The following is a 13590-nucleotide window of genomic DNA, read 5'->3' as shown; positions in this document are numbered from 1 at the left end:
GATTTACAGAATAAGAATAGCCATTCACAATATCTTGTGGACAAATTTTGCCCAAAATTCGGGATGACTCATGTTTTATGATTTTGAAATTCGGGATGACTCATGTTTATATGACTTTAAATTTTAAATTTGTTAAATATTTGATAATCAATGCCTTATCACTAGTGGGGGACTTAAGTCCCTCACTAGTGATAAGGCTTGAAATTTCAATTGCTTTGATCAATAATTACATCTTTTAAAGATGTGGATAATCATTAAGCTCTGAAATCTTCAATGCAAAAAAAGCTCAAAGCTCATCACTCAATGCTAAAAAACTACCTATAATTTATCCAATAAATATATTAAACTAGCCATCGAAGCAGCACCTAGTTCTAATTCACGTTGGTTAACGGTTTCAAAAGTATCATTTGAAGCATGGTGATATTCAAAATAACGTTGAGCGTCTGGTTTAAAGCCTACTAATACCGTTCCTTGTGGAGCTAATGGACCAATATCAACACCGCCGCCACCACGCTCAATTTCATGTAAGCCATAAGGTGCTAACAAAGTACGGTACGACTGGATTTTAGTTAATAATTCCGCAGAAGCACCTTGAACCCCAAAACCACGAGGTGTAAAACCTCCGTTGTCTGACTCTAAAGCAAAAATGTGTTTTTCATTATTTTGTTTAGCCAACTCTGCATATTTAATTCCTCCACGTGTTCCGTTTTCCTCATTCATAAATAATACGATTCGGATAGTATGCTTTGGCTTAATGTTTAAGGTTTTAAACAAACGAGCTACTTCAATTGATTGCACAATACCTGTACCATCGTCATGAGCACCCTGAGCTAAATCCCAAGAATCTAAGTGTCCGCCTACTACAATAATTTCTTCTGGATGTTCGCTACCTTTAATTTCTGCAACCACATTATGAGAAGGCGCATCTGGAAGAGTTTCACAAGATTGTTTGAAGTAAAATTTTGTCGCAGGGTTCTCCTTTAAGGTATTACTCAATAAAGTAGCGGCTTTTGTACTTAAAGCTGCCGCAGGAATCAACGGAACACCCGTTCCATACGTCATTGAACCTGTATGTGGATAATCGTTTTCTGTACTACTCAACGAACGAATAATTACGCCAATAGCACCCACTTTTGAAGCTTCGTTAGCACCACTACGACGTTGGTCGCCTGCTTGTCCATACGCCTCAAAAGTATTGATTTTGGTAGGATCCATTGGGCGATTAAAGAAAATTATTTTGCCTTCGCATTTTTCTTTTCCTAATGCTCTTAGCTCCTGAAAGTTCTTTACTTCTATTACCTCAGCCGTGATTCCTTTTTTAGGCGTAGCGATTGACCCTCCTAAGGCTACTAATGGTACTGATATTTTTTGTTTACCATTTAAAATATAACCTTCTTCTTTTGCACCACGTACCCAGTGTGGCACCATTACATCTTGCAAGAAAACACGGTCGTAGCCACCTGTTTCTAATAATGCTTTTCCCCATTGCACGGCTTTTTTAGCCCCTTCAGACCCACTTAGTCGCGGACCAACATTAGCGGTTAAATCACGAAGCCATTCGTAAGATTTGCCACGAGCAAGAGATTCATCAAAGAATTTACGGATGACAGTTGAATCATTATCTTGGGCAAAAGTGGATAATGATAATGATAAAAGAATAGTAGTGATGAAGGTAGTTTGTTTTTTCATTGAAAATTTTTGTGTTAATGTAGCGTATGAGTGTTAATTCATAAACCTGAATGAAGTTCGTTCATTGTAAAATATTGAAGTTTCAATTTAGCACTTTCTGCTAAGATTTGCTCTAAAAAATGTATATCAAAACCATATTCTTCTGGTTTATGAGTGATCATACGCAAAGGGCGATGCCCAAAAAGCATCATTACACTGTTTTCCTGCTGAGCTCTTGCTAATCCTTTTTTAATATCTTCTATCGTCGTATTATTACCCACATCAATCAACAAGGCATTTACCTTTGGGCTATCGTTGTATTGATGATATATTTCATCCATGTTTTCAACTTCACGACGGTAAGTAAATCCTAATATTTTTCTTTCTTTTATGGCTACGTCTCTCAAAAGTTTAAAGTGTTTTAATAGCTCTTTATCGATATACCAAATTTGAGAGCCTCCTGGATGAGCAAAAGTTGTGGGATTAAATCCTTGTCGCTTCATCGTCCTGAGCGCTTGAAAGACTTCTTTTTCCATGTATTCATCCATGGAATGTTCCCAAACATACCTTATCGAGCCTACGTGCATGGCGCCATGACAACCAATTTCATGCCCATCGGCTTGTAATTGACGTAGCATAATGATTTCTTCTTCGGAAAGACTATCGGGTTGTGTCACGTAAAATGTTACTTTTGCGTTGTATTTTTTGAAAAGTGGTCTTAATTGATACCATTCTTTAATAAATCGGTCATCAAAAGAAACTGCTATGCCAGTAGGCTGGGAAGCTTTTTTCTCTTGACAGCTTATTAATGACAAAAAGAATAGTATATAAATTAGTTTCATTTTTGATTGTAGGATTATAGGAATATTAGACTTTAGGACTTTAAGATGAAGGATTTTAGGGTATGAACTCTAGTCTAAAGTTCCTAAAATCTTTCAGTCCTAAAGTCCTCTAGTCTCCAAATCCAAAAAAACATAAAAATGTTTACCCGACCTCAAATATTTGAACAATTTACAGCACTGGTAGCGGCTGAAAGTACTCGTAAAAATGGTTTTAGCGAAGCTCCTTACAATTCCTTAAACTTAGGGTTATATTCTGGTGATTCACTCGAAAATGTGCATAAAAATAGAGATAAATTCTATGAAGCTTTGGGTTTTTCTGCTGAAAAGGTAGCTTTTTCTTATCAAATTCATGAAGATAAAGTATTAACAGTAACAAAGGCAGGTTCTTATGATGGTTTTGATGCCCTGATTACCAATCAAGCCAATGTATATATAGCGGTTACTATAGCCGATTGTACGCCTATTTTAATTTATGATGCTACACAAAAAGCAGTAGCAGCCATTCATGCAGGTTGGCGAGGAACGGTTTTAGGAATTGTTGGTAAAACAATTACACAAATGACCACAGCATTTGGCACCAATCCGAAAGATTGTTTCGCCTATGTAGGCACTTGTATTGATGAATGTTCTTTTGAAGTAGGCGAGGAGGTTGCCCAAAATTTTGATAGTCAATTCAAAAGATTTGATGCAGAAAATGCAAAGTATTTTGTTGATTTAAAGAAAGCCAATCAGGCACAATTACTAGCATTAGGTGTGCCAACTAACCATATTGAAATATCAAAATTCTCTACTGTATTAGACAATGAAAACTATTTTTCACATAGAAAAGAAAAAGGGAAAACAGGAAGAATGTTAGCTATAATAGGTATCAAAAATGGTTGATTTCTAGGAATAATTAAATATAATTGAAGTATTTAAAGAATATATATTGGAATAATTATATTTTTTGCAATTGTTAAAGCTATTATTCGTAACTTTGTGTCAGTCAAGTAATTAACTCGAATTTAACGATTATCACTTTTTAAGTGAGTCTCAGTTTAGAGTATCAATAATCATTAATCGCGTTTCATTAAACAACACAAATTTATGAAATATTATCCCTTATTGGCCGAGATGATTCTGGAAGAATCAAATAGCCCCAAGACAAATTTGAAAGCGTCAGAAAATAAAAGTAATGATGCAGACAAAGGCTGGTTAGAGCGTTTTTTCGATTTCTTAACGCCATCTAACATTTACGTTGCCACAAAGTAGCAATTTATACATTACAAAGAAAGGATGCCGGTTATGGCATCCTTTCTTAATTTTCAATAGTCAATAGATTTCGAGTTATTTTTCACTGTAATGAAAAATCATTTTAGTTACCACTGTTTTTTACACGTCCCTTTTCATCTTCTAATCCAGTTCTACGTTGACGAGCAGCAGCGACTTTACTATTTCCGAAACGGTAAGAGAAATTCAAACGAATTACTCTGCTTTCCCATTTATTTGTTACTTGTACATCAATGTCGTTAAAGATGAATGACCCTCTGAATTGATTCGACCAGAACACATCGTTAACATTCAATTTCAATGTAGCTTTGTCATTCATAAATTTTTTCTGAATACCGAATGACATAGCTCCCATTGGACGACCAGCTAATTGTCCTTCAACAAATGGAGACATATACCAACCACTCAATTCTAAAGTATATTTTTTAGGTAAAGTAAATTGATGTGTCATATTAGCTTGATAAGTAGTAGCACGAGCATCCAAAGGCTGAAGGATAGTCGATGACGTACCATCTGAGTTAATAGTCGTTTTAGGAATATCACCTACGTAATGATTGTTGTACAAATTCAAGTAAGTATTACTAAACCACCATTTTGTAATTGGTACTGGCACTGAGAACGAAATACCCATGTTCTCTACATAACCAATATTGATTTTAGTTACGTTAGTTGTTTTCAAGGCATTGTTTTGTTCCAAAATTTCGGTCATTACACCATTTGTTCTACTGAAATTTAAAGTTGTCGTAATGGCATCTTTATAAGTGTGCGATACTTCAAAGGCATTAGTGTACTGTGGTTGTAATAATTCATTACCTCTCTGGAAAGTATAAGGATCAAGAAAGAATAAGAATGGGTTTAAGTCTTCGTAGCTAGGGCGGTCTATTCTACGACTGAACGAGTAACCTAATTGATGATCTTTTGCTAATTTCTGACGGAAAAATACACTTGGGAAAAAGTTGGTATAATGTCTGTTTAATAATTCTTTCCCTAATAAAGTACCTTGTCCGTTTGTATTCTCAACTCTCAAACCTAGTTGCATACTTACCTTTTTGAACTCTTTTGAGTAATTGATATATCCAGCATTGATGTTTTCTTTGTAAACAAAATCACGAGTACGCGTTGGGTCTAGCACAGGCGTATTTAAATCGCCCACTAGGAATACAAAACTCATATCATTTCCAGAATGAACATAGCTTGATTTTAATCCTGTTTCAAACTTTGATGTTTTGTTGATAGGATAAGTTAAATCTACTTTAGCAGAATAAATATTAATCTTAGAATCAGTCAAACCATCTTCATTTCTAGTTTGGCGCAAAATATTCTGAGTATCATATTTTGAAGTACGATACTTCATAGAATTGTTGGCATCATATCGTGCATAATCTAAGTCAGCAGTTATTTCTCTGCCAGTAGAATCAATCACGTGTTTGAAGTTAATATTGGTTGAATAATTACCCCAATTGTTGTTGATTGCTCCTAATGTTCTTGATGTAGTATCTAACTGTGCTGTTGCATTCTTGATTAAAGTCTCGTTGTTTAAGTCTTCTTTCCAAGTTCCATTCATTCCATTGAACAAAAATCCGATGGTGTTCTTTTTGTCAAGGAAATAGTCAGCACCCATTTTGTAAGAGAAAGAATTGTTTCTTCTATCATTATCGCCCACTTGGTCGAAACCAGAAATCACTTTTCCATTTTCAAAAAACTTACGGTTAATTGTTTGATATTGGAAGCTTTTTCTATCATTAGCAGAGAAGTTTCCAAACACATTCACTTTCCCACTTCTATAGTTTAAGTTTAGCCCAGCACTTTCTTTTGGTAAAGATTTATAAGGCCCATATCCTAAACCAATATTTGCCGAACCATTCAAACCTGTATTCTGATTCTTTTTCAAGCGGATATTAATTACCCCTGCATTACCTGCGGCATCATATTTAGCAGGAGGGTTAGTCATGATTTCAATCTTATCTAACTGAGTTGCTTGCATGTTACGAAGCATATTAGCTAAGTCACTAGCAGACATATACGTTGGCTTGCCATCTAACATTACCATCACATTTTGCTTTCCTTTCAACGAAATGTTTCCGTCTTTATCCACCGTAACACCTGGCGATTTCTCTAAAACTTCAATAGCAGTATTGCCAGCCGATACAATTGAATTTTCAACATTTACGACTGTTTTGTCTATTTGTTGCTCTATAAAAGGTTTTTTAGCCGTTACCTGTACTTCACCTAGTTGCTTAGAATCTTCTGATAATACTATTTTTGATAATTTGATATTAGAAGTCTCAGCCGAAAGAATGAATTTTGGCGTATAGTATTTTTTATAGCCCAATTGCGAGATATTAATGATATAAGTACCATAATTTACTTTCTCGAACTCAAAAGTGCCGTTTACATCGCCCAATGCCCCTTTTACTAGAGATGAGTCTTTGGCGTTCAACAATGTAACAGTAGCAAATTCTACAATTTTACTTTTATCGTCAGTAATTTGTCCAGAGATTTTCCCCTGAGCTTGTACCTTAATAGTAGATAAACTAAATAAGATAAGGAATGAGTAAAAAATTGTTTTCATGATGAATGAATTTTAGGTTTTTAGATTTATCGGCTAAACTTTTGCTTAAACTGAAATTATCTTGGATGATTATTGAAACAAAATTAATTTTATGCCTACTACCTTGTTATGCAAACTACTTAATCGGCTTCCCTAAAGGATAAATGGTTGAAACAATATCATAACTAAAAAAAAGGGAACGATAAAAGGAGTAATTTGTAGCTAAGATGCAGGGTAAAAGAAAAAGGTTGCAGGTAAATTTGAAAAAAATAAAAAAAGATTTTCATGAATAAAAAATAGGCGACTTAGTGTTGAACCAAGTCGCCTATTTGGAAAATAAATTTTAAGCTATTTTACAATTTCAGAAATGATTTTTAGTCCATTCAACGTAAGTAATTTATCTACCTCATCAAATTCGTCACGTAGTGGTGTTAGAATGGACGAAAGCCCCCCAGTGGCTAAAACCAAACAATCTTGACCAACTTCTTTTTTAATTTGCATAATCATCTCACGAACCATCCCTACATATCCCCACAGGATACCCGCTTGAATGGCATGAACGGTATTTTTACCAATGGCAGATTCTGGCATGACTAAGGGTACTTCGGGTAACTGAGCTGTATTAGAGAATAAAGATTTTACCGCTGTTTTTAACCCAGGAGCAATGGAAACCCCCAATATTTTACCTTCACCAGATACTACTGTGAAAGTAAGGGCAGTGCCGAAATCTACAATCAGACAGGCTTTTTTATAAGTATAGTAAGCATAAGTAGCATTACAAACTAAGTCTGTACCAATTTCATAAGGACTCAAAATTTCCATTTTCAATTGGTCATACATTTCTGGGCCAATAATAATAGGGTCGATACCTATCATTTCTTGTACCATTTCTTTCAGCGTACTTTTTAAATCAGGTACTACACAACTAATAATCGAGTAATTGATTTCACTTATTTTTAAACCATTTTCTAAGAAAAACAAGCGAAGCTTTGCTTCAAAATCAGAAGAACGACGAGACGAATCCGAAGGAATCCTAAATTGATGAATCCATGCGTGTTGATTGTGAATTCCGAAAACTATGTCGGTATTACCAATGTCTATGGCTAGTAGCATATTTTAATAATTAACCACGACGTGGTTTATCGCGAAGAGGTATTTTATATTGATTTAAAATGTCTTATAAGTTAATGCCTAATTTAATAAATTCTTCTGCTAAAGTTTCGGGAGACTGAAAATGGATAGCCTCTAAACCGACAGCTTTTGAACCAACAATATTTTTGATGTTATCATCAATAAAAACAGCTTTGGTTCTATCAATGTTATACCTAGTCAGGATGGTTTCATAAATTTCAGGATGTGGTTTTAGCATAAATTCTTCTCCAGAAACTAGAATACCTTCAAACCAATTCAAAAACTCAAAACGTTCAAGCGACCTAGCAATCGGTAAAGTCTCTGCCGACCAGTTTGTAAGTGCGTAAACTCGATAATTAGGTGAATCAATCGCTTTCTTTAGAATTTCAACAGTACCATGAAAAGGATCGCCCAACATTTTTACCCATTGGCCATAATAAGCCGAAATTTCATGTTCCCATTCAGGGAAAAGTGCAATTCTTTCAGCTGTAGCTTGTGCAATGGGAGTTCCAGCATCTTGTTGTTCATTCCAATGATATGGGCAAACGTGTTCAAAGAAGTAATTTCTTCTTTCTTCGTCTGGAATTACATCGTTAAAAACATAAAGCGGATTCCAGTCGATTAATACACCGCCTAAATCAAAGATTAAAGTATTTATTTGTTGTGACATGTTGAATATTGTTATTGGATAGCTAGCTAGTTGCTCTGAGTTTAGTCTGAGAAATTATTAGAAACCAATTTTTCCTCGTCTTTTTCCTTTTCCAGCATTATTAGCATATTCTAGCATTTCAGCAATTTCTCTTTCAAAACCTCCTGATAAAATCGGAAATCTTAACCAGCTTCTAGGGTCTAGGTTGCGGTCGTCCACATGAAAACTTGGTGCATAACGCTCGCGTTTCCATTGATTTCTAGCAAAAAGTTTAAAGAACCTCTCGATAGACGTCATTAATTGCTCACGTGAATAAATACCTTCAAATTCCACCTCCATGATTTTAAAGCAATCTGTCGGAGATTTCTTATCACGAATAGCAGAAGTTTCAATAGCATTTAATAAATCGTAAGGCATCAAATCTTCCTCATCTATTTGCTTGGCTTCAAGCGGACGTAATTCAGCTGTTGGCTGCAAATTATTCATTGCATTCAAGCCCTTAATGTTTAGTGTTCCGCCCAAACCTGTGTTTTCTAACCAACGTAGCCAGTGACGCAACCAATGCTTATCGATACCTGCAATGGGTGATATTGACCCAGAAGTATCGCCATCCATAGTGGCATAGCCAACAGATGCTTCTGAGCGATTGGAGGTTGATAACAACAACGCATTATTGATATTTGCTAATAACCAAGCACTTGGGCTCCGCACCCTCGCTTGAATATTTTGGAGGGCAATATCATCCGTTTGCCAAGACAAATCTCTTCCGATAGCCCCTTGAATTAATCCTTTGTAGGTTTCTACCAAACCATTAATATCAATATCATAAAAAGTAGTATTCAAATCTTGTGCTAAAGAAGTAGCCGAATGGCGCGTATCTGAAGAACTATTCTGTGTGCCTTGATATACGTTAGTAATCAAAGTAGCCGATAATTCAGCGACAGAACTACACGATTGAATAGCTTTAATGTATCCTAATTTTTGTTTAAAACCCTCCAAGCCTAATTCCTGTACGGATAACTCAATCGCTAAATAACAAAGGGCCGTGATGGCAGAGGAGTCTGCACCACCAGAAAGCGAAATTACCCAGCCATTTGAACGAGATTTGCGGAGGTAATCGAACAATGCCAAAGCGATAGCTCTTGCAAATTCTTCCTCTTTTTGAAAACCATTGGCTTCCCAATGTTCCATTGCATAATGGTTTTTGAAAGGAGGGATGTCTGGATAATCAAAAAGCACTTGAATAGCATTTGAAGCCTTAAAGTGGAATAAATTCTGGCTTTGTTCTAATCGAATTTTATCTAAATCGATTACTGCTGTGGTTAAATAATAATCTTTGTACGAAAACCTTGTACCAGATACCAACATTTCACCAGCTTGGGCAATCATGGCATCGCCATCGAAAATGGCTCTACCAGACTCATTACCTAATAAATTGGCATAAATATAAGCAACACCAAAAGCACGAGAGCCATCTTGAACGAGGCGTTCGCGGGTTTGGGTCTTAAAGAAAGCAAAGTGTGAAGCTGTGGGATTGAGAATGATATCACAGCCCTTTAAATAATGTTCTCTTCCCGGGCGATTGGCAATCCAAGCATCTTCACAAATTTCAAAGCCGATTTTTACACCACCTACTTCAAACAATAAATCGCCTACAGGATAAGTAAACTCTCCAATTCTTAATTCTGTTTTTTCACCAGCTGGCCAATGCTGAAACCAACGGGTTTCATAATGAATGCCATTATTAGCAAGCGTCTTTTTGCAAGCGAAACCTCTGATTTGCTTATTGACGATTAAACAAGCTGCATTATAAATATGATTATTAATACGAATAGGCAACCCTACACATACGGCTATACTAGAAGTATGCAAAACGATGTCTTCTAATATCTCTAAAGCAGTATCACAAGTGCTTTGTGCAAAAAACATATCTTCGCAACCATAGCCCGTAATACAAAGCTCAGGTAAACACAAAAGACTAATTTCTTGTTTTTTTGCCTCTTCGATACAAGCAATGATATTGTTTTTATTACTTTCCCATGCCAAAGGCGTTTGATTAACCACTCCGGCAGATACTTTAATTAGATTCATATGTTGTATGTTGAATAGCTAAGACTAATTCTTTTTGTCGAAATTGACTCTTTCCCCAGGAAGGGTATATTTAAATTTAGTCTTGCCAGATTTCTTATCTTTTTTACCATTGAACTTCTTGCTTCCTTTAACAGGATTCCACGGCCAATGTTTTTTGGTCGTTGTCCAAGAGAATGCTGCACGGGGACGAAAAGTTCCCCCTTCGTGTTTATGTTCAGTAGCTACGCGACAAGTCTTTTCAGGACAGCGCCTTGCCCAAATGCATCCCGAAAGTGTAAAGCATGAAAGTAAGAAAAGAAATAAATAAAAATGAGGATTATATTTCATCAGCATTGAGTTTGCAAAACAAAAATACACCATTTTAAAACATATCGAAAAAAAGGAGGGAAGATTTGGAGGAGACAAAGGATAATTAAATATTTATATCCTGACAATTCTTAAACGATTTACTTTATTGAAATGATTAATATTTAAGGTAGCTATTAAAAAGTAATGTCACGATTTTTTAAATATGTCTGATATTCTTCTTCTGTCCATGTAGGACCTTCTAGTAATTTTTTTTGAAAATCAGTTAATTCCTTTTTAGAAGGTTTTTCTTCTTTAAAAGAAATTAATTTTAAATCGGCTAAATTTTTCAATAATTTATATGCCTTGGGGTTCAATATTTCAACAGAGTATGTTTGCATAGCTTTATTGTTTTATCAAATTTAATTAAAAAACTAGAAAGTAATTCAACTTACTTATTGCTTTTATATACTATCGAAGGGAAATATAATATTTAATGGTATAAAGGGAAGTGAATGAATAAAACTAATCGTAATTGTTTATTCTAACCAATAAGATAGGGACTTTGAGAGCAATTTCAAACGGACAGTATTTTTCAAACAAAAAACCCTTCATACGCCATGCATGAAGGGTTTTTGTAATTTTGGAGCCTTCTATCGGGATCGAACCAATGACCTACTGATTACAAGTCAGTTGCTCTACCAGCTGAGCTAAGAAGGCTTTTCTCAACGATTAGCGAGATGTTCTTCGTTTATCGTGATGCAAAATTAGTAGGTTTTGTAATACTCTCCAAACGTTTTAAGAATAAATTTTTAACATTTTGTTAAACTTTTTTGCAAGTTTCTGAATGTCAAAAGATTAAGCTTGAAATTTTTTTTCAAAAAAAACAGGGCTAACGTTGAAATTAGCCCTGTTTTAGTGATTTTCACTTTTCTGCTTCTCTGATTATCTTAATTTGATGTTTCAAATCTGATAATTCTTTTGAAGCTTTTTGAATTTTTGCTTCAACATCTTGACGAAGCTTGTCTGCATTTTTAGATTTTGCAAAAAACTCTAAGTTATTTCTGTAAACAGCTATATCATTTTCTATCGTCTGCATTTTACGACGAATATCGTTTTCTTTACGAATTAAATCTTTTGGCGATTCTCCATGAGATTTTACCATCTCAACTTCATTCTGTAAACTTAGTTGCTCACGCTCTCTACCAGAAAGTTTTGCCATCGCACTTACGTACTTGTTGATGGCATTGATATAACGTTTTCCGATATTTTGCATCTCCTTTTTAGGAACAAACCCAATTGATGCCCATTGCGATTTGAATTCAGCTAATCTAGCTGTATCAGCTCCTTCTACGGCTTCTTTCTCTATTTGTTCACAAAGTGCTGTTTTCTTTACCAAATTTGCTTCAAACTCTTTTTCTATGCTTTGGTTTTTCGCTCTTTTAGCATTAAAGAAGGCATCACAAACTGTTTTGAATTTTGTATAGATAATGTCTTTGTCTTTTTCAGGAACATGACCAATCTCACGGAATTCTTTTTGCAAACGAATAACTGTGTTAGCAGCTTCTTGAGATTCATCTTCATTAGCCAACAATGCTTCTACTTCTTCAATAATAGCATTCTTAGCTTTTAAATTTTCTTCTCTTTTGATTTCTAACAAACGGAAAAATTCTGTTTTGTTACGGAAGAACGTTTTAATATCTGACCAAAATTTATCACTTAATTCTTTGCCTTTTTCTTTAGGCATAAAACCTTTGATATTATTCCATTGGTCTTGTAAAGCTAAAAGTGCCTTTGTGCGGTCGTTCCATTCTGTAATAGAGGCTGAATTGAAGCTTGCAAATGGTTGAATCAGTTCTGCAATAGATGATTTCAAACCAAATACTTGTTCTGCTTCTGCTTTTGAGGCTTCTAATTGTTCGCGGCGTTTGCCATAAATAATATCTAAAGCATCTTTTACTCTTTGCCAGATAAGTTCATTTTCTTCTTTCGGAGCAGGCCCTATGTGCTTGTATTCTTCAAACGTTGCTACGGCTTCATCTAACATTTTGCCAGTAACATTTTCAGTTTTAGACGTTTCCGCAATTTTCTCAATCTTACTACACAATTCTATTTTGTGCTGTAAATTACGCTTACGGTCTAATTCTAATAATTCAAAATATATACTGCGGTTGCTATAAAATCTATCGACTAGTGCATGGAATGTCTGCCAAAGCGTATTATTATGTGGTGAGTTTACATTTCCAGCACTTTTCCATTCTTCCTGAATTTTCTTGAATTCATTAAAACCAGACTTGATATGTGCAGGATCGTTGCTGTCTTCCCCTTCAACAAGCGTTCTAAGTCTATTAATTAATACTGTTTTCTGACTGAAATTTTTGTCTTTTTCCTTCTCAATGTTGGCAAAATACTTAGAACGTTCCTCTTTGATGGCTTTGAAAAGCTTATCGAATTGTTCACTTAAAGTATCAGGCTTAAATTCGAAACCATCTTCAGAACCATCATTGCTTTCTTTGAACTTTGCTAATGCTTCGTTTTTTTCAGCACTTTTTATTTGTTCAAACAATGGACGAATCTCTTTCAAAGTATCTTCAGATTTCCTAAAAATGCCAATAGACGGATTTTCTTTTACATCAGCAAGTACTTTTTCTAAAGTATTTACAAAGTCTGATTTTTGAAAATTAGAATAATCAATCAATTGGTTTTCAATTGTTTCTGGTTCTTCACTAGTTTCAAGTATCGTTGATACAAGAATAGGCTCAGGTAGTACTTCAGAGATTGTTTCAATTGGTTCAGAGGTTTCTGCAACCTCAATAATAGAGACGTCTTCCGCTTTTGGGTCTGTTGCGGATTCTGTTACTTCGATAGCTTGTGCTTCGATTTCTTCTTTAATTTCTTTTGCTTCTTCGTTAATCATGCGTTCTTTTGACAGCTCACTAAAATGTACGTTTCATTACAGTTTACTGTTACATTTGAGATAGACATTTAACAATCAGGTTTTTTACCTGCTGACAGACAGTAAATTATTGCCGGTTTAAATTTATTACTAAAAATAATGAATTAAAGATTCAATCATTAAAAGAAAATATCAAATTCTCTTTCTT

11 protein-coding genes and 1 tRNA gene are annotated in these 13590 nt (G+C 34.9%); 2 read left to right on the top strand and 10 right to left on the bottom strand.

Annotated elements, in window-relative coordinates; all coding sequences use genetic code 11:
• Positions 1 to 318: 318 nt before the first annotated feature.
• Positions 319 to 1689, bottom strand: coding sequence for a M20/M25/M40 family metallo-hydrolase (locus tag AC07XN_RS19255; protein ID WP_494744222.1), 1371 nt, complete (start codon positions 1687 to 1689; stop codon positions 319 to 321).
• Between the two features lie 38 nt (positions 1690 to 1727).
• Positions 1728 to 2510: a polysaccharide deacetylase family protein gene (locus tag AC07XN_RS19250; protein ID WP_494744221.1), complete on the bottom strand. Its 783-nt coding sequence runs from the start codon at positions 2508 to 2510 to the stop codon at positions 1728 to 1730.
• 138 nt (positions 2511 to 2648) lie between these two features.
• Here AC07XN_RS19250 and pgeF point away from each other — a divergent pair, with 138 nt between their 5' ends.
• Positions 2649 to 3392 carry a peptidoglycan editing factor PgeF gene (pgeF, locus tag AC07XN_RS19245; protein ID WP_494744220.1) on the top strand — a complete coding sequence of 248 codons (744 nt, stop codon included), beginning with the start codon at positions 2649 to 2651 and terminating at the stop codon, positions 3390 to 3392.
• A gap of 204 nt (positions 3393 to 3596) precedes the next feature.
• Positions 3597 to 3761 (top strand): hypothetical protein, encoded by a 165-nt coding sequence (locus AC07XN_RS19240; protein ID WP_309912027.1) that lies wholly within the window; start codon positions 3597 to 3599, stop codon positions 3759 to 3761.
• A gap of 103 nt (positions 3762 to 3864) precedes the next feature.
• Here AC07XN_RS19240 and AC07XN_RS19235 read toward each other — a convergent pair whose 3' ends face one another.
• The 8 genes from AC07XN_RS19235 to AC07XN_RS19200 form a co-directional block, all read right to left on the bottom strand.
• Positions 3865 to 6351, bottom strand: a complete 2487-nt coding sequence (locus AC07XN_RS19235) for a TonB-dependent receptor (protein WP_494744219.1) — start codon at positions 6349 to 6351, stop codon at positions 3865 to 3867.
• A gap of 327 nt (positions 6352 to 6678) precedes the next feature.
• A complete protein-coding gene (locus AC07XN_RS19230; RefSeq protein ID WP_494744218.1) occupies positions 6679 to 7443 on the bottom strand; it encodes a type III pantothenate kinase in 765 nt (254 codons plus the stop codon).
• 64 nt (positions 7444 to 7507) lie between these two features.
• A complete protein-coding gene (locus tag AC07XN_RS19225; protein WP_494744217.1) occupies positions 7508 to 8131 on the bottom strand; it encodes an HAD family hydrolase in 624 nt (207 codons plus the stop codon).
• 57 nt (positions 8132 to 8188) lie between these two features.
• Positions 8189 to 10201: an NAD(+) synthase gene (gene nadE / locus AC07XN_RS19220; protein WP_494744216.1), complete on the bottom strand. Its 2013-nt coding sequence runs from the start codon at positions 10199 to 10201 to the stop codon at positions 8189 to 8191.
• Positions 10202 to 10225: 24 nt separating this feature from the next.
• Complete coding sequence (locus AC07XN_RS19215) at positions 10226 to 10528, bottom strand: hypothetical protein (protein ID WP_494744215.1); 303 nt, start codon at positions 10526 to 10528, stop codon at positions 10226 to 10228.
• A 155-nt stretch (positions 10529 to 10683) separates the two neighbouring features.
• Positions 10684 to 10887, bottom strand: coding sequence for a hypothetical protein (locus tag AC07XN_RS19210; protein WP_494744214.1), 204 nt, complete (start codon positions 10885 to 10887; stop codon positions 10684 to 10686).
• 243 nt (positions 10888 to 11130) lie between these two features.
• Positions 11131 to 11206 (bottom strand) — tRNA-Thr (locus AC07XN_RS19205).
• Positions 11207 to 11411: 205 nt separating this feature from the next.
• Entirely contained in the window at positions 11412 to 13403 is a 1992-nt protein-coding gene (locus AC07XN_RS19200) for a DUF349 domain-containing protein (protein WP_494744213.1), read from the bottom strand.
• Between the last annotated feature and the right edge of the window lie 187 nt (positions 13404 to 13590).

The organism is Arcicella sp. GW458-12-2-14-TSB2 (assembly GCF_059423785.1).
Note: the sequence above shows the minus strand (reverse complement) of the source record. Positions and strands in the feature narration are given on the sequence as shown.

Excerpts from the sequence above, each read along its gene's own strand:
- AC07XN_RS19240 (WP_309912027.1), top strand. The coding sequence starts at position 3,597 with ATGAAATATTATCCCTTATTGGCCGAGATGATTCTGGAAGAATCAAAT.
- AC07XN_RS19230 (WP_494744218.1), bottom strand. The coding sequence starts at position 7,443 with ATGCTACTAGCCATAGACATTGGTAATACCGACATAGTTTTCGGAATT.
- AC07XN_RS19225 (WP_494744217.1), bottom strand. The coding sequence starts at position 8,131 with ATGTCACAACAAATAAATACTTTAATCTTTGATTTAGGCGGTGTATTA.
- pgeF (WP_494744220.1), top strand. The coding sequence starts at position 2,649 with ATGTTTACCCGACCTCAAATATTTGAACAATTTACAGCACTGGTAGCG.
- AC07XN_RS19210 (WP_494744214.1), bottom strand. The coding sequence starts at position 10,887 with ATGCAAACATACTCTGTTGAAATATTGAACCCCAAGGCATATAAATTA.
- AC07XN_RS19255 (WP_494744222.1), bottom strand. The coding sequence starts at position 1,689 with ATGAAAAAACAAACTACCTTCATCACTACTATTCTTTTATCATTATCA.
- nadE (WP_494744216.1), bottom strand. The coding sequence starts at position 10,201 with ATGAATCTAATTAAAGTATCTGCCGGAGTGGTTAATCAAACGCCTTTG.
- AC07XN_RS19235 (WP_494744219.1), bottom strand. The coding sequence starts at position 6,351 with ATGAAAACAATTTTTTACTCATTCCTTATCTTATTTAGTTTATCTACT.
- AC07XN_RS19250 (WP_494744221.1), bottom strand. The coding sequence starts at position 2,510 with ATGAAACTAATTTATATACTATTCTTTTTGTCATTAATAAGCTGTCAA.
- AC07XN_RS19215 (WP_494744215.1), bottom strand. The coding sequence starts at position 10,528 with ATGAAATATAATCCTCATTTTTATTTATTTCTTTTCTTACTTTCATGC.
- AC07XN_RS19200 (WP_494744213.1), bottom strand. The coding sequence starts at position 13,403 with ATGATTAACGAAGAAGCAAAAGAAATTAAAGAAGAAATCGAAGCACAA.